This is a genomic window from Pseudomonas sp. P65(2024) (genome assembly GCF_057480955.1).
The window spans coordinates 251,829-274,340 of record NZ_JBLIYX010000001.1 but is presented as its reverse complement, the minus strand read 5'-3'; the positions used below and the strand labels follow the sequence as shown (position 1 = coordinate 274,340).

Below are 22,512 nucleotides of genomic sequence, written 5' to 3'. Positions count from 1 at the left end.
CCCCGTTCACAAGTGAATCGCGAGTAATGAAACCATGTTTCACCACTACCTGAAACGATGGGCGCTTACCCTCGACGGGGACGCGTTCGTTTCGTTGAACGGCCATCTTCTCCCGGTTCGCCAGCGCGATACACCCGCCATGCTGAAAATCGCGCATTCACCCGAAGAGCAGGCCGGCAACCAGCTCATGGCCTGGTGGGGCGGTGATGGTGCGGCCTCGGTACTGGCTCACGATGGCGAGGCATTGTTGATGAAGCGGGCGCAAGGCTCGGCATCCCTGGCGCAGATGGTTGCCGATGGCCGGGATGATGAAGCCACGCGCATCCTCTGCGCGGTGGTAGCCCGCCTACACGCCCCACGCGCTGAGCCAATGCCTGCGCTGGTTCCGCTGGCGCAATGGTTCGAAGCATTGTGGAGTGCGGCGGCAACTCACGGTGGGGTGCTGGAACACAGTGCCAGGGCGGCGAGGGCGCTTTTGGCCGAACCGCAGGATGTGGTAGTGCTGCACGGCGATATCCATCACGGCAACGTGCTGGATTTCGGGCCGGCGGGATGGCTCGCCATCGATCCCAAGGGGCTGTACGGCGAGCGAGGCTTCGATTACGCCAACATCCTCTGCAACCCCGACGATGCAAGCGCGTTGGCACCGGGGGCCTTTGCGCGTCGGATAGCGATTATCTCGACGGCTGCCGGTATTGATCGGCGCAGGATTTTGCAATGGGTGTTGGCATGGGCAGGGTTGTCGGCGACCTGGATGATCGAGGACGGTGTCGAGCCGGACAGTAGACTTGAGATGGCGAAGCTGGCAGCTTCGGCGCTCGACTGCGACGTTCAGGTTTCTGACTGAACCGGGTGCCTCACAGATTCGACAGGGTTGACACTACCCCAGAGGTTCGTTGCAATGGCCCGGCATGTCACGGACGATGCAAGGGACTTGTCATGGCCAGGACGCTATCGCTCACCCAGAGCAATCTGCTCTGTTTCTCCGCTGGCTGGTCAAAGACCGGCTGCGCTTTCCTGTCCGGACTTTCCAGCATTGCCCCCATAGAAGCGTGTGGCGCAAGCCTGCTGGTGCCTCAGCCAGTCATCGCGCCCATCCCAGGGAGCGGCCATCAGCGGGTCGCATGGACTTGCCGCCGCCACCCGGCGCGGCCCCATACAAGGAGATTCTGATGCGACTGCAATTCCCATTGACCCTCAGTACCAGCGACTGGGAGTACGAGACTGCCAGCAGTGGCGGATTGACGGTGATGTTCGCAGCGGCCAGTGGTGGCATGCTGACCTTGAAAGATCCCACCGGTGCACTGCATCAGTATCGCTACGGCTCGGCCGGCGTCGGCGCTGGTGCCGGTGCCCGCCTGCCACGGTACGGCAAGGTCAACTTGCAGGTGCGGGGCAAGAGCGTCGGGGCGGCAGGCGCGACTGAAGACTTCTATGCCAGGGGCAAAGTGCTGGTAGCAGACTCGATCGCGGCGCGCGGCCTGAACCGCGAGGACTTCAAGGGTGCTTGCGTGTTCATCGAAGGGGGGCTGGGGCTGATAGGCGGCGCCAGCTTCTCGGGCATGCTGTTCGGTCTGGACACCAAGCTGCTGGCCATGACTGCGGCCACGGTGATTCCGGTGGGCCAACTGCTCCTTCCGCAAGACACCACCGAGCGCCTGCTGCGCTCGGCCAAGGGTGTGATCCTCACAGGCGGCGTGAACGCGGGGTTGCAGGCTGGGGTAGGTGGGACATTTACCTTGGGCGGGCTGTTCTGAGCGGCGATCCTGCGTGAGCCGATTGAAAGCAACTGGCTTATGGGAATGGCGTCATATGCCGGGATGGCAATAACGCTCGACCACGGGCGTTGATCCAGCAGCAGATTGCGTTGCAGATCACCGAGTTTCTGGCGCAGTCATTTCACAACTGACGACGATCCATCATGGGCGGATCAATTGTTGCGCAGCTGATGCAGGCAATCGATCCGTTCATGAACGGCTTTCCAGCAATGTGAGCGTACCTGCCACCATTCCCAATCCTGCCCTCACTGAGTACACTTGCGACAAATTCTTATTTGCACCTGGTAATCTTTTTGGGGGAGGGCGTGATGTCCACCGTTGTTCCCGCCGGCACTGTCCACTGCGGCCTGGAAACGCTCTACCGCGAGCACAGCACCTGGCTGCACGGCTGGCTGCGCCAACGCCTGAACAGCTCCGCCGATGCCGCCGACCTGGCCCAGGACACCTTCATCCGCGTGCTGCTGGCGCGCACCGCCGGCACCCTCAACCAGCCACGTCATTACCTGGCCACCATCGCCCGTGGCCTGGTCATCGACCTCTATCGCCGCCGCAGCCTGGAAACCGCCTATCTCGAAGCGCTGGCGCTGCAGCCGGAGAGCTACGCACCTTCCGCCGAGACCCACGCCGCCATCCTCGATACCCTGATGGCCATCGACCGGATGCTCGACGGCCTCGGCCAGCGCACCCGGGCGATCTTCCTCTCCGTGCAACTGGACGGTTTGAGCTACGAAAAGACTGCCGAACGCCTCGGTGTTTCGGTGAGCACCGTGCGCAAGCACCTGGCGCGCGGGCTGATGCACTGCCTGCTGGTCGAGGGTGCATGAAGGCCATTCTTGCCGAGGCCGTGGACTGGTACGTGCGCTTGCACGACAGCAACGTCGACGCCGCCACCCACGCCTCCTGGCAAGCCTGGCGCGCCGCCGACCCTCGCCATGCCGCCGCCTGGGCGCGGCTGGAGGCGCTGCAAGGCCGCCTGGGCAACGCCCCCAGCGGCGCCGCGCAGACCCTGGAAATCGCCCGTCGGGATCGGCGCCATGCCATGAAGGTACTGGCGCTGTTGCTAGGTGCCGGCGTGGTGGGATGGCAGGGCTACCGGATCTCGCCATGGAGCGCCGACTACTCGACCCGGACCGGCGAGCGGCGCCGAGTGACCCTGGCCGATGGCACGCGCCTGGACCTCAATACCAACAGCCGCGTCGATATCCGTTTCGACGCTGGCCAGCGGCTGATCCACCTGCGCCAGGGCGAGATCCTGGTGGAAACCGCCAAGGACCCGCGTCCGCTCAGCGTACGCACCGCTGAAGGTGTGATCCTTGCCCTCGGCACCCGATTCAGCGTGCGCCAGGACGCCGGGATGAGCCATGTGGCGGTGGCCGCCCATGCCGTGGAGGTGCGGCCAGGGCAAACGTCGCGAGTGGTGCGTATCGATGCCGGGTATGGGCTGAGCTTCGCCGCTGACAGCCTCGGGCCGCTGCGTCCCCTGGCTACCGGCGCCCAAGCCTGGGCACAGGGCATGCTGGTCAGCGTCGATTGGTGTTTGAGCGACGTGGTGCGTGAGCTGGCGCGCTATCGGCCTGGTTATCTGGGGTGTGCGCAGGAGGTTGCCGGGTTGCGGCTGTCGGGGGCGTTCAATCTTGATGATACCGATGTCGCATTGGCCAGTCTGGAAGACGCGTTGCCGGTTCGAGCGCGGCGCGTGACGCGCTATTGGGTGCGCCTGGAGCCACTTGGGATGGGGTAGGTAGAACATACCCTTCTGAAATTTTTTCGTGGGTGATTGCTCATCCTTTCTCAACATTCGAGAATTTTTCGCATTTGGGGTAGCAGATTTTTCGCGCTGCTTCGGCTCTTCAGGGCGCGCGCTTCAAGCGTGCCCAAGCCAACCAGCACAGGAACCCCTTTTCATGTCCGCACGCCGTACCTCGCTAGCCTGCAGCATTCGCCAGGCGACCCTTGCGCTTGGCCTTTGCGGTGCCGCATTGGCCACCTCGACCGCCTGGGCGGCCGCGCAGCGCTACGATATCCCGGCCGGCAGCCTGGCTGCTGCGATCAGCCAGTTCGCCGCCGCCAGCGGCGTGACCATCAGCTTCAGCAACGACGAAACAACCGGGCTGCATTCATCGGGGCTGCAGGGCAGCTTCGAACTGGAGCAAGGTTTTGCCACATTGCTGCAGGGCTCCGGATTGCGGGTACAGCAGGTGGGCGAAAAGCGCTATGTGCTGAGCAAGGTACAGAACGACGGCGCCGTCGAGCTGGGCGCCACCAGCATCGATGCGTTGGGCCTGGGCAGCACCACCGAAGGTACCGGCAGCTACACCACGGGCTCCGCTAACACCGCGACCGGCCTGCGCCTGTCGGCGCGGGAGACGCCGCAGTCCGTCAGCGTGGTAACCCGCCAGCAGATCGAGGACCAGAACCTCACGGATGTGACCCAGGTGCTCGAGCAGACGCCGGGCGTGGTCGTCGACAGCATGGGGCCAGCCGGTAGCGACGCCAACCATATCTACGTGCGGGGCTTCCAGGTCGGCAGCATCCAGGTCGACGGCGTCAACCGCCCCGATACCTTCGGCTTTCGCGACGACCTGGCCGACATGGTGTCCTACGACCGCGTGGAGGTGGTGCGCGGGGCCACCGGGCTGATGTCGGGCACCGGCGATCCCGGCGCCACCGTCAATCTGGTTCGCAAGAAGCCGACCGTCGAGATCCAGCGCAAGCTGACCCTCAAGGCTGGCTCGTGGGACAGCTACCGTACCGAGCTGGACCTGTCTGGCAAGCTGTCTGAAAGCGGCCATGTGCGTGGCCGTTTCGTGGCCTCGACCACCGACAGCCAGAGCAACGTCGACCGCCAGTCGCTGGAGCGGCAGGTGGCCTACGGCGTGGTGGAATGGGACGTCACCGACAGCACGATGCTGACCGTGGGCGCGGAATACCAGGAGATGGACAACGATGGCGCGGGCAACCACGGTTTCCCGATGTACAACGCCGATGGCAGCCATTTCAACCCGTCGCGTTCGTTCAACTCGGCCTCGGACTGGAGCTACCACAAGCGCCGCACGAAAACCCTGTTCACCACCCTGGAGCATCAGCTGGACAACGGCTGGCAACTGAAGCTGAACGCCGAGCACAGCCGTCGCCGCTACGACGACACCTTCGCCACCGCCGCCAGCGGCACCGTCAATCCCGATGGCAGCGGCATCAGCACCTGGACCGGCCGTTGGGCGGGCGAGCCGCGGCAGACGTCGTTCGACCTCTCGGCCACCGGCCCGTTCGAGCTGCTGTCCCGTGAGCACCAGGCGTACCTTGGTGCCAGCCACTACCGGGCCTACTACCGTAACCCCGGCTACCAGCTGTGGACGATCCAGCCGATCGACAACATCCATACCTGGGACGGTTCGCTGGCGATCCCGGATGCCATCCACACCAAGTATTCGCAAGACGCGCTGGACGAAACCCAGGACGGCCTGGTGGCGTCGGTGCGCTGGAGCCTGAACGATGACCTGTCGCTGATTACCGGTGCGCGGGTGATCGACTGGAAGCGCAATGAAACCGGGACGACCCTATCGACCGGCGCGACCACACGCACCTCGCGCAGCGAGACCGGAGTGGTCACGCCCTACGTGGGGCTGGTCTACGACTTCGCCGAGAACTGGTCGGCCTACGCCAGCTACACCGCCATCTTCAAGCCGCAGAGCAGGCAGGATGCCAGTGGTGGCTATATCGAACCGTTGGAGGGGGTGAACTACGAACTGGGTATCAAGAGCGAGTTCTGGGACAAGCGCCTGACCACTGCCTTCAGTGTCTTCGAAGTGCAGCAGGACAACCTGGCCGTGGCCGACGGCGACAAGCTGGCGCCGAACGGCGACCAGGCCTACCGCGCCGAGTCCGGCACCAAGACCCGTGGTTTCGAGATGGAGGCGGCCGGGCAGATCCTGCCCGACTGGCAAGTCTCTGCCAGCTACACCTATGCCCAGGCCGAGGACGCCGATGGCAAGCGCCTGCTCACCGAAGTACCCCGCGACACCTTCAAGCTGTTCACCAGCTATCAACTGCAGTCCCTGCCGCAGCTGAAAGTCGGCGGCGGCGTGCGCTGGCAGGGCATGGAGTACAAGAAGAAAGCGGGGCCCCATGGCGAGACGTTCACCCAGGACGCCTACAGCGTGGTCGACCTGATGGCGCAGTACGCGATCACGCCGCAGACCAGCGTTTCGCTGAACCTCAACAACGTGCTGGACGAGAAGTACTACTCGGCGATCGGCGCACGTGGCTGGTATGGCACACCGCGCAGTGCCACGGCGACGTTGGTCTACGCGTTCTAGCGTTGTGGCGTCCGATGGTTCCCATGCGTGGGAACCATCTCCTTCCTGAAAGTACCTGTTACACCCTCAACCGACACGCCTTTCCCTGGCAAGCCATAGTGCTTACCCAGGCGTTTTCCGCATCCCGGAGCAACAGCAGCGCCGCCGGTCGGCTGAATCAACTGCAAGAGTGGATTCTGTCGAGGTTTTGTACGATGATTTTCGTAATGACGGGGAAGGATCATGCCAAAAGGTTTCATGGCAGTCAGGAGCGCGGTAGTCGCCGCACTCGAATCCGGCAATTATCTGCATGTTTCAAGGGGCGATATCGAGATCAAGAACCTGCTGGCCATTGGCGAGGTCGGCGCAGGTGAAGTCATCGACATCATCCATTCCTGCGACGGTAGCCACTACAGCAGCAGTCCGCATCATGCCGTGCCGGCCATCGAGGTCCATGTGCTCAAGCGCCTTGGCTGGTACATCAAGTTCTATTTCATCGAACCCCAGACGTGGTTCATCAGCGTTCACCAGTGAGTATTCCGACCATGAAGATCCTGTTCGAAGGCGATACCGGCCAGGCCCTGTGCGAGCACTGCCAGGCGCTCGTCGGCATGCATTACATCCGGCGTGATGTGCCCTTCAGCGATGGCCAGGGCATTGCGCGGGACATCCTGGTGGGCGTGTGCGATGGCTGCGACACGGTGGTGGCCATCCCGCCGCAGTCCACCCCGGCAATTCGCGAGGCACGCAAGCAGCAGCTCAAGTCCATCGAGGCGCGGCTGCCGGCGGTCTATCTCGATGTGCTGGATGCGGCGATGCAGGCCGTGTGCAGCGAGGCGGGCGCGCACCTGCGCAAGCTGTTCCTGGCCCATTACTTCCAGTGGCTGGTGCAGGCGCGCCAGGGCATGGGATTGCAGCCCGGCCACGAGGCCTTCGTGACGGCCCTGGAGGCGCAGCGGCGTCAGCGTGGGTTGCAGGCATCGGGGGCCACCCGGCGCTTGTCGATGAAGGTCAATCCGCACATGGCCGAGGATTTTCTGGCGTTGCTGCAGCAGACCCGGATGAGCCAGACCGAGCTGCTCAAGGCGGTGATTGCGCGGATCCAGATGGATGTGCTCGAAGTGCGCGATCCCCAGGTGATCGAGGTGTTGCAGCGGTTGGTGCGAGTGGCGGGGTAGCGGTCGCATTGTGCCTCACATGTGAGACTTGCGAACGTCACAATCCAGGCGTAACGTACCTCACATGTGAGACAAGGACACCCCCTCGATGGCAGGCAAGAAAAGCTCCACCGACTACATGCGCGACATGCGTGCCCGGCTCAAGGCCGCCGGCCTGGTCAAGCGTGAGTTGTGGATCCTGCCAGAGCATGCCGCCGCCTTGCGCGGTATCGAGAAGGCTTTACGTCAGCCCCTCGCGGGCAAACAGGTCAGAACGGAGGATTTCATGACCGAGCACAACCATTGGACGATCGAATCGCTGCACGGCGCCCTCCAGGGCCTGGAGGATGTGCGTGGCGGGGCGATCGGCCTGTCCCTGCAACAGGGCGCCGAACCCAGCCTGAAGCTGGTGATGCACGAGCTGGACGGCCTGCCGCTGTACATCGCCGTGGCCGGCGAGCAGATCCTGGTCGACACGCTGCTGGTCGAAGCCAGCCAGGTGAAGGACGCGGCCGCCTTCAACGATGCGGTGCTGCGCACCCGCGACGTGTTCCCGCTGTCGTCCATCGGCCTGCACAGGCTGCCCTCGGGCGAGTCGGTGTACACCATGTTCGGCGCCCTGAGCGCGGCCTCGTCGCTGGACAACATCGTCCAGGAGATCCACACCCTGGCCGACAACGTCATCACCGCCGCCGAAGACTTCGAAGACTACTTCACCCACTGATTCCGGAGATTGCCCCATGAGCCTGTTGAAAAAGATCGTCACCGCCCTGCGTGGCGGCGCTTCGGAAGTCGGTGAGGCGATCGTCGACTCCCAGGCCCTGCGCATCCTCGATCAGGAGATCCGCGACGCGGACAACAACCTGATCGATGCGCGCAACCAGCTGGTCAAGATCATGGCCAAGCACAAGACCGCGCAGCAGCGCATCACCGAGTTCGACAAGACCATCGGTGACTGGGAGCAGAAGGCCATCGCCGCCCTGGACAAGGGCGAGGAAGGGCTTGCCCACGAGTGCGCGGCGCGCATCGCCGACTTGACCAACCAGCGCGATTCCGAGCAGGCGCTGGCCGACCAGTTCGGTGCGTCGGTGGCGACCCTGACCGCCACCGTGAGCAAGACCGAGGCGCAGATCAAGGGCCTCAAGCAGCAGGTGGACCTGGTCAAGGCCCGCGAGAGCGTGCAGCGCGCCCAGGTGAGCGCGGCGTCGGCCACCGGCGGCGCGAATGGCAGCCTGGAGACGGCGGTCGGCTCGCTGGACCGCATCAAGAAGCGCCAGAGCGAACGCGCGGCCGAGCTGGAAGCGGCGGCGGAGCTGGCCGGCAAGGCCGATGGCAGCGACCTGGAGGCACGCCTGAAGGCGGCCGGGATCGGCGCCAGCAACAGCGGCGCCGATGATGTGCTGGCGCGCTTGAAGGCCAAGGCGGCGAAGCCGGCGGAGTGATCCGTTGAGTGGGCCGGCCCTATCACGGGGCCGGCGCAACACCCGATGCCAGACCCGTTGGCGGCGCGCACGAAAAGCAGTATCGTGTCGCCCCCGCCAAAGGACTGCCGCGACCCAAGGGATCTTCAATGTCGCCTTCTCCCCACAGGCCCTGCCTGTTCGCTTCAGCACCTGCATTGGCTCCGGTTCCGTCACCCTCTCACCCAGGAGATGCCCCGTGGGTTGGTTGAAACGCTTCATGGGCTTCGAAGCCCCCAAACCTGCCGCCGGCAGCCAGGCCCAAGGCAACCTGCCGTTTGGCCTGGGCAGCGGGCGCATGCTCAAGCTCGACCCCTCGCTCAAGCTGCTGCTCGACGGTCACTCTGAACTGGAAGTCCCCGAGCAGGAAGTGGTCTGGGCCGTCGGCGAGGTCGACCTCGGCCAGTCGGTGCGCCTGGCGCGCTTCTACATGGAAGACGAAGACTACTGGCTGCAGGTGGTGATGAACGGCACGTCTGCCGAGGACGTGCGCGATATCATCCTGTTCGGCTACTACAGCGTGCTGCCGATCAACAGTGACGCCGAACTCAAGCGCCTGGTGGGCCCCGAGTCGACCATCGGCCTGCCGTACTACGAGCACGAAGGCTATGAGTTCGTCCGCCAGTGGGGCAGCGAAGAGGGGCAGACCGAGCTGACGCCGATCAGCGAACGGGTCACCAGCCCCGAGACCAGCTACCGCATCCAGCACCTGTCCATGCTGTATGCCCGCGAGACCGGCCTGACCGATCGCCGCGAGTTCCTCCTGCTGTCGGTGGAGGAGGACGAACAAGGCAATGTCAGCCTGACCACTTCGGTGGGTGTCACCCTGCAATCAACGGACTTCAACGTCATCTGACAAGGATTCACCATGCTCGACGCTCTTCGCATGTCGCTCAACGCCCAGGCAGTGATCGGCTTCATCCTCTACATCAGCGTGGCGCTGGTGCTGTTCTGGGTGTTCCAGTTCATCTACACGCACCTCACCCCGCACCGCGAGTTCGCCCTGATCCGCGACAACAACAGCGCCGCGGCCATCGCCCTGGGCGGCGCGCTGATCGGCTTCTCGCTGCCGGCCAGCAACATCATCGCCTACAGTGTCAGCCTGCTCGATTTCGTGGTCTGGGTGGTGATCGCCGCGGTGGTGCAACTGCTGGCCTTCGGCATCACCAGCCTGGTGCTCAAGGGCCTGGCCAGCCGTATCGCCAAGGGCGAAATGGCCGCCGCGATCTACGCCGCCGCCGTGGCGATCAGCGTGGGCTTCCTCAACTCGGCCTGCATGACCCCGTCGGTCTGAGCCGTTTGCGCGCAAGGAGCCCTACATGAGACGAAGTTCCGTCAAGCTGGTGCTGGCCAGCTCCCTGCCGCTGGCGCTTACCGCGTGCAGCGCGCCCGAGGAGACCTACACGGTCAGCAAGCGCAGCAACTACACCACCGTCCAGGCTTGCGTCGATGACAAGATGCCGGTGGACGTGTGTTCCGACGCCTACATGCAGGCGTTGGCCGACCACCGCCGCATCGCCCCGACCTATGGCGACAAGGCCGCCTGCGAGGCCGACTTCGTGCCGGACTACTGCCAGGTCACCAGTGACAACCGCTACATGCCGCGCCTCGGCGGCTTCGAGCTGGCGGTGTCGGGCGAGGTCAGCCAGTCCCAGGTCGACGCGGCCCGCGCCCAGGTCGAGAACAGCGGCCAGGCCAGTAGCGGCGGCAGCAACTTCAACGGCCTGCTTACCGGCCTGTTGCTCGGCCAAGTGCTCAGCGGCGGCAATCGCCAGTACTACTCGCAGCCGGTCTACCAGTACCGTGACAGCAGCGGCGGATACCGCAGCACCACGCTCGGCCAGCAGATCGACCAGGGCAAGCGCTTCGAGCGCTCCGACCAGGCCCAGCAGAGCGGCGGCAGCTATTCCAGCTACTACTCCGGCAGCTCGAGCGGGCGCAGCTACAAATCCAGCACCTCGACCCGCTCCAGTGTGTCCTCGTCGATCTCCCGCGGCGGCTTCGGCAGCCAGGCCACTGCGCGCAGCGGCTGGGGCGGCAAGAGCAGCGGCGGCTTCAGCTTCGGCGGTTGAGCATGCGCAAGATCAGCATCGACGAACGCCCGGACTGGCGCGCCACCGCCGAACGTGAAGGTTTCGCCTTCCACACCATCGACGGCGAGCGCTACTGGGACGAGCGCGGCTACTACCAGTTCAGCGAGGCCCAGGTCAGCCGTGACCTGGAGGCGCCCACGCAAGAGCTGCATGCCATGTGCCTGGAGGCGGTCGAGCGCATCGTCGACAGCGAGGCGTTGATGACCCGCCTGGCGATCCCGCCGGCGTTCTTCGACCTGGTGCGCCTTTCGTGGAAAGAGGGGCATCCGCACCTCTACGGTCGCTTCGACTTCAGCTACGACGGCCACGGCCCGGCCAAGTTGATCGAGGCCAACTACGACACGCCGACCTCGCTGTACGAGGCGGCGGCGTTCCAGCTGATCTGGCTGGAGCAGCAGATCGAGCGCGGCGTGCTGCCGGCCCATGCCAGCCAGTTCAACACCCTGGCCGAGGACCTGGTGCGGGCTTTCGGCGCCTTCGAGCGCGAAAGCCCGTTCTACTTCTCGGCCATCGCCGGTTCCGTCGAAGACCGTGGCACCACGGATTTTCTGCGCAAGATGGCCGGGCACGTGGGTATCAGCACCCGGCATATCGACTTGGAGGACATCGGCCTGAACGGCGAAGGGCGCTTCGTCGACCTCGAAGGCCGGCCGATCCCGCGCCTGTTCAAGCTGCACGCCTGGGAGCATATCTTCCACGAGGACTTCGGCCAGGCCATCGCCGGCTGCGATACCCAGTTCGTGGAACCGGCGTGGAAGGCGCTGATCTCCAACAAGGGCATCCTGCCGCTGCTGTGGGAATGGCACGAAGGGCACCCGAACCTGCTGCCGGCGTTTCTCGACCAAGACCCGCGACGCCCGGTGCCCAAGGGCTGGGTACGCAAGCCGTACTTCTCCCGCGAGGGTGCCAACGTGGATATCCGCACCGCCGACGACCAGCGGGTGTTCGAGGACGGGCCCTACGACGATGCGCCGTACATCCTGCAGGGCTTTGCGCCGTTGCCCAAGTTCGGCGACAGCTACACCCTGATCGGCTCCTGGGTGATCGGTGACCTGGCCTCGGGGATCGGCATTCGTGAAGACGACACGCTGATCACCAAGGACAGCTCGCGTTTCCTGCCCCATGTAGTGGTGGACTGATCGGCTGCGCTCCCACGCAGTTCCAGCCTGATCACAAAGTTACGTTTTGTACCTTCGATGATGGCACTTCCCGGTGGTCGGTTTCAGGACGCGCCGGGTCGCCCGCGCACAACCCCCTCGTGCAATAACTGCCATGCTCTGAGGATGCCCGTGGACCGAGCGCAGCTAGACGCCCGGCCATGGACAAGGAAGGTGCCCGGCCTGCCGCCACCGTGAGCTGGCCCGCGCACCACAGCTGAACACCGCCGGACCGCCGCCCGCCAACGGGCTGCCCCGGGATGCCGAGGTCTGCTGTATGCCTGATGACTTGAACCACCTGCCCCTGATCCAACGCGTCCTGGCCCGTGAGCAGGATACCGCCGGCGCCCTGTTGCCGATCCTCCACGCCATCCAGGCCGGCGCCGGCTACATCCCCGACAGCGCCGTCGCCGAGATAGCCCACGCGCTCAACCTCAGCCAGGCCGAGGTGCGCGGGGTAATAAGCTTCTACCACGATTTTCGCACCACGCCGGCGGCCCGCCATACCCTGCGCCTGTGTCGCGCCGAATCCTGCCAGAGCCGTGGCGCCGAGGCTTTGGCCGCGCAGTTGCGCGAGCAGCTCGGGCTGGATGATCTCGGTCGCACCGAGGATGGCGCGCTCGACCTGCGCCCGGTGTATTGCCTGGGTGCCTGCGCCTGCTCGCCGGCCCTGGAGCTTGATGGCCGGCTGTACGCCCGCGTCACCCCCGAACGCCTGCGAGCGCTGGTGGACGCTTGCCGTGAGGAGGTGAAGGCATGCTGAACCTGTGCATCTCCTGCGATTCGCTGGCCCGCGCCGTCGGTGCCGACGAGGTGGCCGAGGCGTTTACCCGCGAAGCCACGCAGCGGCGCCTGCCGCTGCATATCAAGCGCACCAGCTCCCGTGGCCTGTACTGGCTGGAGCCGCTGGTGGAGCTGGACACCGCCCAAGGCCGCGTGGGCTTCGGGCCGGTCACCCCTGAGGATGTGCCCGGGCTGCTCGACGCCCTGGCAGGCGATCCCGGCAGCCATGCCTTGGCGTTGGGGCCGGTCGAAGCGATTCCCTACCTGAAGTCCCAGCAGCGCCTGCTGTTCGCCCGCGCCGGCATCACCCGGCCGCTGTCGCTGGACGACTATCACGCCAACGGCGGCTTCGAAGGCCTGCGCCAGGCCACGCTGCTGGACGGCGATGAAGTGGTCGCCGCGGTGCTCGACTCCGGGCTGCGCGGCAGGGGTGGCGCGGCGTTTCCGGCGGGCATCAAGTGGCGCACCGTGCGCCAGGCGCCGGCCGGGCAGAAATACGTGGTGTGCAATGCCGACGAAGGCGACTCCGGCACCTTCGCCGACCGCATGCTGATGGAGGGCGATCCGCTCCTGCTGATCGAGGGCATGATCATCGCCGGCCTCGCCGTGGGGGCGAGCAAGGGCTACATCTATGTACGCTCGGAATACCCGGATGCCGTGCGGACCTTGAACGAAGCCATCCTGCTGGCCCGCGAGGCCGGGTATCTGGATGTCGCCGGCAACGGCGTGGCCTTCGACCTGCAGGTGCGGGTGGGGGCGGGCGCGTACATCTGCGGTGAGGAAACCGCGCTGCTCGAATCCCTTGAGGGCAAGCGTGGCATCGTCCGGGCCAAGCCGCCGCTGCCGGCGCTCGAAGGCCTGTTCGGCCAGCCGACGCTGGTGCACAACGTGCTCACCCTGGCCTCGGTGCCGATCATCCTGGCCAGGGGCGCGGCGTTTTACCGCGATTTCGGCATGGGCCGCTCGACGGGCACCTTGCCGTTCCAGCTGGCCGGCAACGTCCGCCATGGCGGCTTGGTGGAACGCGCCTTCGGCCTGACCCTGCGCGAGCTGGTGGAAGGCTACGGCGGCGGCACCGCCAGTGGTCGGCCGATCAAGGCGGCGCAGGTCGGCGGCCCGCTGGGCGCCTGGGTACCGCCCGCGCAGTTCGACACCCCGCTGGACTACGAGGCCTTCGCCGCCCTGGGCGCGATGCTCGGCCACGGTGGCGTGGTGCTGGCCGACGACACCCTGAACATGGCGGGCATGGCCCGTTTCGCCCTGCAGTTCTGCGCCGAGGAATCCTGCGGCAAGTGCACGCCGTGCCGGATCGGTTCGACCCGCGGCGTGGAGGTGGTCGACCGCCTGATCGCCAGTACCGATCCGGCCTACCGCGCCAGCCAGGCCGGCCTGCTGCGCGACCTGTGCGACACGATGCAGTACGGCTCGCTGTGCGCCATGGGCGGGATGACCCCGTACCCCGTGGTCAGCGCCCTCAAGCACTTCCCCGCCGATTTCGGCCTGGAGGCCGCGCAATGATCAACTACTTCGATCCCCGCAACGACATAGACCTGGGCACCCCGGAACGGGTCAGCGAGGTGCAGGTCAGCCTGGTCATCGATGGCCGTTCGATCAGCGTGCCCGCCGGCACCTCGGTGATGCGCGCCGCCGCCATGCTCGGCACCAGCATTCCCAAACTGTGCGCCACCGACAGCCTCGAGGCCTTCGGCTCGTGCCGTATGTGCATGGTCGAGATCGACGGCATGCGCGGCTACCCGGCCTCGTGCACCACGCCGGTCAGCGAGGGCATGGTGGTGCGCACTCAGACGCCGCACCTGGCCGACCTGCGGCGCAACGTGATGGAGCTGTACATCTCCGATCACCCGCTGGACTGCCTGACCTGCTCGGCCAACGGCAACTGCGAGCTGCAGACCGTCGCCGGCCAGGTCGGCCTGCGCGAGGTGCGCTACGGCTATGACGGCGCCAATCACCTGGCCGAACAGAAGGATGTGTCCAACCCGTACTTCGACTACGAGCCGAGCAAGTGCATTGTCTGCAACCGCTGCGTGCGCGCCTGCGAGGAGATCCAGGGCACCTTCGCCCTTACCATCACCGGGCGTGGCTTTGATTCGCGGGTAGCGGCGGCCGGCGGCGACGATTTCCTCAGTTCCGAATGCGTGTCCTGCGGCGCCTGCGTGCAGGCCTGCCCGACAGCCACCCTGAGCGAGAAGAGCCTGGTCCGGCTCGGCCAGCCCGAGCGGGCAGTGATCACCACCTGCGCCTATTGCGGCGTGGGTTGCTCGTTCCGCGCCGAGATGAAGGGCGACCAGTTGGTGCGCATGGTCCCGGACAAGAATGGCGGCGCCAACCATGGCCATGCCTGCGTCAAGGGGCGTTTCGCCTGGGGCTACGCGACCCACCCGGACCGCATCACCAAGCCGATGATTCGCAAGCGCCTGGAAGACCCGTGGCAGGAGGTCAGCTGGGACGAAGCGGTCACCTATGCCGCCAGCGAGTTCCGGCGGATCCAGCTCAAGTACGGGCGCGATTCCATTGGTGGCATCACCTCCAGCCGCTGCACCAACGAAGAGGCGTACCTGGTGCAGAAGCTGGTGCGCACGGCCTTCGGCAACAACAACGTCGACACCTGCGCGCGGGTCTGCCATTCGCCGACCGGCTATGGCCTGAAGCAGACCCTGGGCGAGTCCGCCGGTACCCAGAGCTTCGACTCGGTGATGCAGGCCGACGTGGTGCTGGTGATCGGCGCCAATCCCACCGACGCGCACCCGGTGTTCGGCTCGCAGCTCAAGCGTCGCCTGCGCCAGGGTGCCCGGTTGATCGTCATCGACCCGCGCCGCATCGACCTGGTCGATTCGCCCCACGCCCGCGCCGAGCTGCACCTGCAGCTGCGACCGGGCACCAACGTGGCCATGCTCAACGCCCTGGCCCATGTGATCGTCACCGAAGGGCTGCTGGCCCAGCGTTTCGTCGATGCCCGCTGCGAGCCCGAGGACTTCGCCCGCTGGCGCGATTTCGTCGCCCAGCCCGACAACGCCCCTGAAGTGCTCGGCCCGGTGTGCGGCGTGCCCCCCGAGCAGATCCGCGCCGCCGCCCGGCTTTACGCCACCGGCGGCAACGCGGCGATCTACTACGGCCTGGGTGTGACCGAGCACAGCCAGGGCAGCACCGCGGTGATGGGCATCGCCAACCTGGCCATGGCCACCGGTAACATTGGCCGCGAAGGGGTGGGGGTCAACCCGCTGCGCGGGCAGAACAACGTGCAGGGTTCGTGCGACATGGGCTCGTTCCCCCACGAGCTGCCCGGCTACCGGCATATCTCCAACGAAAGCGTGCGTGCCGAGTTCGAGCAGGCCTGGGGCGTGACCTTGCAGCCCGATCCGGGGCTGCGCATTCCCAACATGTTCGAGGCCGCGCTGGACGGCAGCTTCAAGGCGCTGTACTGCCAGGGCGAGGACATCGCCCAGAGCGATCCCAACACCCAGCACGTCACCGCCGCGTTGCTGGCGATGGAGTGCGTGGTGGTGCAGGACATCTTCCTCAACGAGACCGCCAAGTTCGCCCATGTGTTCCTACCGGGCAGCTCGTTCCTGGAGAAGGACGGCACCTTCACCAATGCCGAGCGGCGCATCTCGCGGGTGCGCAAGGTGATGGAGCCGCTGGCCGGCAAGGCCGACTGGGAGGCCACCGTGGCCCTGGCCGGTGCCTTGGGTTACTCCATGCAATACCGTCATCCCTCCGAGATCATGGACGAGATCGCCCGCCTGACCCCAACCTTCCGCCGGGTCAGCTATGCCGAGCTCGACCGTCACGGCAGCCTGCAATGGCCGTGCAACGACGCCGCGCCCGACGGCACGCCGACCATGCACATCAACCAGTTCGTACGCGGCAAGGGGCGCTTCATGCTCACCGGCTACGTGCCCACCGACGAGAAGGTCAACAGCCGCTACCCGCTGCTGCTGACCACCGGGCGCATCCTCAGCCAGTACAACGTCGGCGCGCAGACCCGGCGCACCGAAAACGTCGCCTGGCATGACGAGGATCGTCTGGAGATCCACCCCAGCGATGCCGAGAGTCGAGGTATTTGCGACGGTGACTGGGTAGGTATCGGCAGCCGCTCCGGGCAGAGCGTGCTGCGTGCCCGGGTCAGCGGACGGGTGGCGCCGGGGGTGGTGTACACCACCTTCCACTTCCCTGAGTCCGGCGCCAACGTGATCACTACCGACAACTCCGACTGGGCTACCAATTGCCCGGAATACAAGGTCACTGCGGTGGAGGTGGCCAAGATGTTCGAGCCGTCGGAGTGGCAGAAGCGCTACCAGCGCTTCAGTGACGAGCAGCGGCGCTTGCTCAAGGAGCGCCGGCAAGCGGAAACGGCGGAGGTGCGTCGATGAGCAGCGACAACCTGGTGAAGATGGCCAACCAGATCGCCCATTACTTCGACAGCGAACCGGATCACACCAAGGCGGTGCAGGGGGTGAGGCAGCACCTGCAGAGCTTCTGGACGCCGGCGATGCGCCGGCAGTTGCAGGCGTGGAGCGAGGCCCATGCAGGGGAGGGGTTGGACCCGAAGGTAAGGGAAGCATTGGGCTAGGCGTTCCGAGTGCTGCCTGTACCGCCCCTTCGCCGGCTTGCCAGCGAAGGGGCGGTATAGATTCAAGATGAAATGTCCTTCATTCTTACAAGGTTAATCCTGGGCCGGTGCTACGCTCGCGAAAACACCGTCACGGAATCTCACCATGGACATGAACTGGCACCAGGCCCTGCAAGAGAGCCTGAGTTGGCTGGCAATCGCCTCGTTGGTCACCCTTGTCTGCTTCACGATTACCGCCTTGCTGGCTGTGCGCTACACCCGCTGGGGGGCTCAGTTCTGGCAACTGGCCGGACCTTATTTCAGCTTGCGCCGCAGTTGGCGGCCCTTGTTTGCTTTTGCGCTGCTGCTGGTCCTGACGCTGTTCGCGGTGCGCCTGAACGTGCTGTTCTCGTTCTGGTACAACGGCTTCTACAGCGCCTTGCAGGCACTGGACCAGACCGCGTTCTGGTACCTGCTCGGGGTGTTCGCGGTACTGGCGACCATTCATGTGCTGCGCTCGCTGTTCGCCTTCTACGTCACCCAGGCGTTCAACATCCGCTGGCGGGTGTGGCTCACCGAGCGCCTGACCGCCGACTGGATGCACGGCGATGCCTACTACCGTGGGCAGTTCCTCGCCGAGCCGGTGGACAACCCCGACCAGCGTATCGAACTGGATGTGAACGCCTTCGTCACCGGCTCCGTCTCGCTGGCGCTGGGGGCGGTGAGCGCGCTGGTGTCGCTGGTGGCCTTCACCGGCATTCTCTGGAGCCTGTCGGCGCCGCTGGCGGTGGCCGGCATCGAAGTCCCCCGGGCGATGGTGTTCGCCGTGTATGTCTATGTGCTGATCGCCACCTGGATTGCTTTTCGCCTTGGCCAGCCGCTGATCCGCCTGAACTTCCTTAACGAGAAACTCACCGCCAACTTCCGTTACGCCTTGATGCGCCTGCGTGAGAACGCCGAGAACATTGCCTTCTACCAGGGCGCGCAGGTGGAGCGGGGCACCTTGCTCGGGCGCTTCTTCGCGTTGATCGGCAACGCTTGGGCGCTGGTGTTCCGGAACCTCAAGTTCAGCGGCTTCAACCTGGGCGTCAGCCAGGTGGCGGTGGTGTTTCCGTTCATCCTCCAGGCGCCGCGCTTCTTCAGCGGCGCGATCAAGCTCGGTGATGTGATGCAGACCGCCCAGGCGTTTGGCCAGGTGCAGGATTCGCTGTCGTTCTTCCGTGAGTCCTACGACACCTTCGCCCAGTACCGCGCCACCCTCGACCGTCTGACCGGTTTCCTCGATGCCAACCAGCAGGCCAGCGAGTTGCCGCGCGTAGTTAGCGTGGATCAGGAACACGCATTGGGGATTCAGGGCTTGCAGGTGCGTCGCCCCGACGGCCGCGCGCTGATCGCCGATCTCGACCTGAATTTGCACAGCGGCCAGGCGCTGCTGATCAAAGGACCATCGGGCAGCGGCAAGACCACCTTGCTGCGTGCCCTGGCGGGCCTGTGGCCTTATGCCGAGGGTGAGGTCAGGCGGCCGTTGGGGACGCAGGCACTGTTCCTCTCGCAGCGCCCGTACCTGCCGCTGGGCGACTTGCGCACCGCCATCGCCTACCCGGCACAGGGTGCGCCCGGGGACGATGCGCGCATGCAGCAGGCCCTGCGCCAGGTCAACCTCGCTCATCTGGCCGAACGGCTGGACGAGCAGCGCGACTGGTCGCGGATCTTGTCGCTGGGCGAACAGCAGCGCCTGGCGTTCTCCCGGGTGCTGTTCAACCGGCCACAGGTGGTGTTCCTCGACGAGTCCACCTCGGCGATGGACGAAGGGCTGGAACATGCGCTGTATTCGCTGCTGCGCGCGGAGCTGCCGGCGACGCTGCTGGTCAGTGTCGGGCACCGCAGCACCCTGGCGGGGTTCCATTCCCATCGGCTGGAGGTGGACGGGCAGGGGGGATGGTCGTTGCTGGAGCAGCAGCCTGCGACGGAGGTGCCTGCCTAGCGTCTATACGTAGCACGATGCTTCTTTCGATCCGCTATAATCGCGATGTGTTCACCCATCAAGGTGTGTAAAGGTGAAAGGGATCAGCCTGGAAACCAAGAAGGCTTACTGTGCCAAGACACGTCGCTCTAACTATGTGGCCAGCCTGCGGCTAGAGGGGTTCACCGTGTCGCCGGACGCGGCTGAGCGAGAGCTTCCCACCCGGGAGGAACTGCTGCGTAAATACCGTAAGCAGAGCTGACGTTGGATAAATACGGGGTCGGGCAGGATGCATATTGCTATGCCGGCACCTCGGTTTTGCGCAATCGGCTCGGTATTCATGATGACGAGGAGCTGTGCAGGGCCGAGCGGGACTTCTCCGAGTTGGCCGCGAGCGAGATCGAATTCAGTCTGCCACCCTATGATCTTCGGCGCTGGAGCGTATTTTTCACCAATCCCTGGGTTTGTCGGCAATCAAGTGAAGTCCGATTTCCGCGAGCTGTTTACATTCGGTTCCTGGAGCGTAGGGATCTAGCTGTCAGGCAGGGTAGGTCGAAATTAGAGTAGGGAAAATAAATCTGTACACGTTTCGGTGCACTTTTCGCTTAACGGTTAAGATTGAAAGTTAGGGAACAGTGAACGCCCTGCGTTGATGCGTAGAGGGCGCCTGAATACAAACCGTATTCATTGGTTGGGCATGGTGCTCTCGAGGATGGCGTCAAGTTCACTGTAGTCGAGCCATGCGCAAGTTCTGTGGAGCGGCCTTGCCGAGGCGTCGGACCGGTCGGAAAGGGCCGCAAAGCGGCCCCGGCAATCTTTGCATCAACGCTGAAATCCTGGGGCTGCTGCGCAGCCCTTTCGCGACACAAGGCCGCTCCTACAGGGCCCGCGTACAGGCTCAAGCCAAAAGTCACGACTTGAAGCGCCCCACCAGCCCATTCAACTCATCCGACAACTGCGCCAACCTGCCGGAGTCGGCCTGGGCGGAACTGGCCAGCCCCTCCACCAGCCGTGCCTCGTCGTAGATCTGCTGGATATGCCGGTTGATTTCCTCGGCCACGCTGTGCTGCTCCTCGGCTGCGGCGGAGATCTGCAGGTTCTGGTCGCGGATCTCGTTCACCGAGAGCTGGATGCCCTCGAAACTGTCCCGCGCGCTCTCGATCGACGACACGCTGGCGCGCGACAGGTCCAGGCAGCTTTCCATCTTTTGCGAGACCTCCTGGGTCTTGCCGCCGAGGGTGTTGAGCAACTGGTCGATCTCGCCGGTGGAGTCGGCGGTGCGCTTGGCCAGCGCCCGCACCTCGTCCGCCACCACGGCAAAACCACGGCCCTGGTCGCCGGCCCGGGCCGCCTCGATGGCGGCGTTGAGCGCCAGCAGGTTGGTCTGCTCGGCGATGGCGCGGATGGTGCCGAGGATCTGGTTGATGCTGCGGCTGCCTTCTTCCAGCTCGACCATGGCCTGGGACGATTCGCTCAGGCGCCGGCCCAGGCGATTGACGTTGTCGGTGGTCGCCTCTATCTGCTGCTTGCCCTCGGCCACCCGGCGATGGCCATGCTCGGCGGCGTCGGCGGCGCTGCTGCATGAGCGCGCCACTTCGTTGGCGGTGGCGACCATCTCGTTGAACGCGGTGGACACCAGCTCCACCGCCTCGCGCTGGCGCCCGGCGGCCTCGTTCATGTTGCCGGCCATCTCGCTGTTGCTGCGCGAGGCTTCATGCAGGTTGGTCGAGGCTGCGCCGATGCGCTGGATCAGCTGGCGAATGGCGGCGAGAAACTTGTTGAACCAGCCGGCCAGTTCGGCGGTTTCGTCCTTGCCCAGGACCTGCAGGTCGCGGCGCAGGTCGCCTTCACCCTCGGCGATCGACTGCAGGCCGATGCTGACCTGGCCGATCGGCTTGACGATCACCCGCGAGAACGCTGCGGCGACCAGGGCGAAGACCAGAGCCAGCACTATCACGATCAGCGCAGTGACATAGGTCATGCGCGTCGCCGCGGCCATTACCTCGTCGTATTCGATCAGGCCGACGAAGCGCCAGCCCAGGCCCGGTGAGGTCCATACGTTGGCCATGTAGCGCACGCCGTCGATCACCACCTCGGTGGAACCCTGGGTGGTGGCGGCCAGTTGCGCGTAGGGCGCGCCGAGCTCCTTGAGCTGCTTGAAACCGTGGCTGGCGTTGCGCGGGTCGACCAGCACGGTGCCGTCCTCGATCAGCATCACGTAGCCGCTGTCGCCCAGCTTGATGCTCTTGACCAGCTCGGTGAGGTTCTTCAGCGACACGCTGACCACGAACACGCCCTTGGCCTTGCCGGCCTCATCGAGCAGCGCCCGGGCGGTGCCGACCAGGGCTACATCGTCCTTGTCGTAGTAGTAAGCGGTGGTGCGCACGGTCTTGTCCGGGCTGGCCATGGCGGCCTTGTACCAGGGGCGGGTGCGTGGGTCGTACTTGGCCAGTTGCGGGTCGTCCGGCCATTTGGCGTAGCTGCCGTCCTCGAGGCCGATGGACAGGATCGCCGCCGCCGGGTGGGTGGTGCCGTAGCGGGCGAAGGCGTCGATCACCCGCTGCGCGGCCTCGGGCATCGGCTGGTTGGCGGCGTCGGCGCCGGTGTAGTCCTTGAGCGAGGTGACCGAGGTGTATACAGGATCCTTGGCCATTTGATCGACGTTCTGCAGCGTGCCATCGAAGAACTGGCGCATGTTGCCGTCGATCTGGCGGATTTCCCGGGTGCTGCCGTCGAGGAACTGGTCCACCGCCTCGCTGCGGATGTTCAACACCGAGATCCCGCCAACCAACGCCACCGGGATGAAGGCCACCAGTACGAAGGCCAGGATCAGTTTGTTTTTTATTTTCATGGTGACGCCCATCCGTGAGAGTGAAGGGTGTACATGGCCACTTCGATGAAGTGGTGGCCACTTGCTACCTTTTCTGTTTCGGCGGGCGGAATATAAACCTTTAGTAGATGTTTCGTGTACAGGAAAATTAGAAATTGTCCTGACTTTCAGGGCAAGTAGCAGGGCAAATAGGATGAGACGCGTGGGAGCGGGCTTGCCCCGCGATGAGGCCAGGACAGTTGTTTCAAGCGGATTACTAAGACTTTCCCTATTTCACGTAGGACGTTTCCCAAGCATGCTTTTACGGCCTTTCAGCTGTTGTTCTGGCCAGTCGCATTCCTTAGTCTCGCCCTGTCGTTGCTGATTCAACGACCGGGTGTGCAAGCCCGTACAGGTACAACGCGAAAGCGCTTTTGGGCCTTGCCG

General features: G+C 64.9%; 20 protein-coding genes and 1 pseudogene. 20 read left to right on the top strand and 1 reads right to left on the bottom strand.

Annotated features, from left to right (window positions below; genetic code table 11):
* Nucleotides 1–34 precede the first annotated feature (34 nt).
* The 20 genes and pseudogenes from AC25MA_RS01335 to AC25MA_RS01240 form a co-directional block, all read left to right on the top strand.
* Nucleotides 35–847 carry an aminoglycoside phosphotransferase family protein gene (locus AC25MA_RS01335; RefSeq protein WP_486971701.1) on the top strand — a complete coding sequence of 271 codons (813 nt, stop codon included), beginning with the start codon at nucleotides 35–37 and terminating at the stop codon, nucleotides 845–847.
* Nucleotides 848–1,172: 325 nt separating this feature from the next.
* On the top strand, nucleotides 1,173–1,757 hold the full coding sequence (locus AC25MA_RS01330; RefSeq protein ID WP_036986699.1) for a hypothetical protein: 585 nt from the start codon (nucleotides 1,173–1,175) through the stop codon (nucleotides 1,755–1,757).
* 329 nt (nucleotides 1,758–2,086) lie between these two features.
* Nucleotides 2,087–2,602, top strand: coding sequence for a sigma-70 family RNA polymerase sigma factor (locus AC25MA_RS01325; protein WP_486971700.1), 516 nt, complete (start codon nucleotides 2,087–2,089; stop codon nucleotides 2,600–2,602).
* A complete protein-coding gene (locus AC25MA_RS01320; protein WP_486971699.1) occupies nucleotides 2,599–3,519 on the top strand; it encodes a FecR domain-containing protein in 921 nt (306 codons plus the stop codon). Before AC25MA_RS01325 ends, AC25MA_RS01320 begins: the two co-directional genes overlap by 4 nt.
* Nucleotides 3,520–3,682: 163 nt before the next feature.
* Entirely contained in the window at nucleotides 3,683–6,094 is a 2,412-nt protein-coding gene (locus AC25MA_RS01315; protein ID WP_486971698.1) for a TonB-dependent siderophore receptor, read from the top strand.
* A 237-nt stretch (nucleotides 6,095–6,331) separates the two neighbouring features.
* A complete protein-coding gene (locus tag AC25MA_RS01310; RefSeq protein WP_486971697.1) occupies nucleotides 6,332–6,607 on the top strand; it encodes a hypothetical protein in 276 nt (91 codons plus the stop codon).
* An 11-nt stretch (nucleotides 6,608–6,618) separates the two neighbouring features.
* Complete coding sequence (locus tag AC25MA_RS01305) at nucleotides 6,619–7,251, top strand: hypothetical protein (RefSeq protein WP_186597387.1); 633 nt, start codon at nucleotides 6,619–6,621, stop codon at nucleotides 7,249–7,251.
* An 88-nt stretch (nucleotides 7,252–7,339) separates the two neighbouring features.
* The gene (locus tag AC25MA_RS01300) at nucleotides 7,340–7,954 is read left to right on the top strand and encodes a YjfI family protein (RefSeq protein ID WP_051555763.1); all 615 of its coding nucleotides are present in this window, start codon (nucleotides 7,340–7,342) and stop codon (nucleotides 7,952–7,954) included.
* Between the two features lie 16 nt (nucleotides 7,955–7,970).
* The gene (locus tag AC25MA_RS01295) at nucleotides 7,971–8,672 is read left to right on the top strand and encodes a PspA/IM30 family protein (RefSeq protein WP_028692700.1); all 702 of its coding nucleotides are present in this window, start codon (nucleotides 7,971–7,973) and stop codon (nucleotides 8,670–8,672) included.
* A 217-nt stretch (nucleotides 8,673–8,889) separates the two neighbouring features.
* The gene (locus tag AC25MA_RS01290) at nucleotides 8,890–9,546 is read left to right on the top strand and encodes a DUF2491 family protein (protein WP_028692699.1); all 657 of its coding nucleotides are present in this window, start codon (nucleotides 8,890–8,892) and stop codon (nucleotides 9,544–9,546) included.
* A gap of 12 nt (nucleotides 9,547–9,558) precedes the next feature.
* A complete protein-coding gene (locus tag AC25MA_RS01285; RefSeq protein ID WP_028692698.1) occupies nucleotides 9,559–9,984 on the top strand; it encodes a DUF350 domain-containing protein in 426 nt (141 codons plus the stop codon).
* 25 nt (nucleotides 9,985–10,009) lie between these two features.
* Nucleotides 10,010–10,762 (top strand): DUF1190 domain-containing protein, encoded by a 753-nt coding sequence (locus AC25MA_RS01280; RefSeq protein WP_062359546.1) that lies wholly within the window; start codon nucleotides 10,010–10,012, stop codon nucleotides 10,760–10,762.
* 2 nt (nucleotides 10,763–10,764) lie between these two features.
* Entirely contained in the window at nucleotides 10,765–11,922 is a 1,158-nt protein-coding gene (locus AC25MA_RS01275) for a glutathionylspermidine synthase family protein (protein WP_486971696.1), read from the top strand.
* A gap of 295 nt (nucleotides 11,923–12,217) precedes the next feature.
* Entirely contained in the window at nucleotides 12,218–12,703 is a 486-nt protein-coding gene (locus tag AC25MA_RS01270) for a formate dehydrogenase subunit gamma (protein WP_062574581.1), read from the top strand.
* On the top strand, nucleotides 12,697–14,241 hold the full coding sequence (locus AC25MA_RS01265; RefSeq protein WP_486971695.1) for a formate dehydrogenase beta subunit: 1,545 nt from the start codon (nucleotides 12,697–12,699) through the stop codon (nucleotides 14,239–14,241). The genes AC25MA_RS01270 and AC25MA_RS01265 overlap by 7 nt, the downstream gene beginning before the upstream one ends.
* A complete protein-coding gene (gene fdhF, locus AC25MA_RS01260) occupies nucleotides 14,238–17,114 on the top strand; it encodes a formate dehydrogenase subunit alpha (protein WP_486971694.1) in 2,877 nt (958 codons plus the stop codon). Before AC25MA_RS01265 ends, fdhF begins: the two co-directional genes overlap by 4 nt.
* Nucleotides 17,111–17,314, top strand: a complete 204-nt coding sequence (locus AC25MA_RS01255) for a formate dehydrogenase subunit delta (protein ID WP_062574578.1) — start codon at nucleotides 17,111–17,113, stop codon at nucleotides 17,312–17,314. The genes fdhF and AC25MA_RS01255 overlap by 4 nt, the downstream gene beginning before the upstream one ends.
* 145 nt (nucleotides 17,315–17,459) lie before the next feature.
* Nucleotides 17,460–19,277, top strand: a complete 1,818-nt coding sequence (locus AC25MA_RS01250; protein WP_486971693.1) for an ABC transporter ATP-binding protein/permease — start codon at nucleotides 17,460–17,462, stop codon at nucleotides 19,275–19,277.
* 73 nt (nucleotides 19,278–19,350) lie between these two features.
* Complete coding sequence (locus tag AC25MA_RS01245; RefSeq protein WP_156329610.1) at nucleotides 19,351–19,518, top strand: YhfG family protein; 168 nt, start codon at nucleotides 19,351–19,353, stop codon at nucleotides 19,516–19,518.
* A 2-nt stretch (nucleotides 19,519–19,520) separates the two neighbouring features.
* Nucleotides 19,521–19,685, top strand: a pseudogene (locus AC25MA_RS01240) (cell filamentation protein Fic); the annotation flags it as partial.
* 481 nt (nucleotides 19,686–20,166) lie between these two features.
* Here AC25MA_RS01240 and AC25MA_RS01235 read toward each other — a convergent pair.
* The gene (locus AC25MA_RS01235) at nucleotides 20,167–22,107 is read right to left on the bottom strand and encodes a methyl-accepting chemotaxis protein (protein WP_062359646.1); all 1,941 of its coding nucleotides are present in this window, start codon (nucleotides 22,105–22,107) and stop codon (nucleotides 20,167–20,169) included.
* Nucleotides 22,108–22,512: the final 405 nt, after the last annotated feature.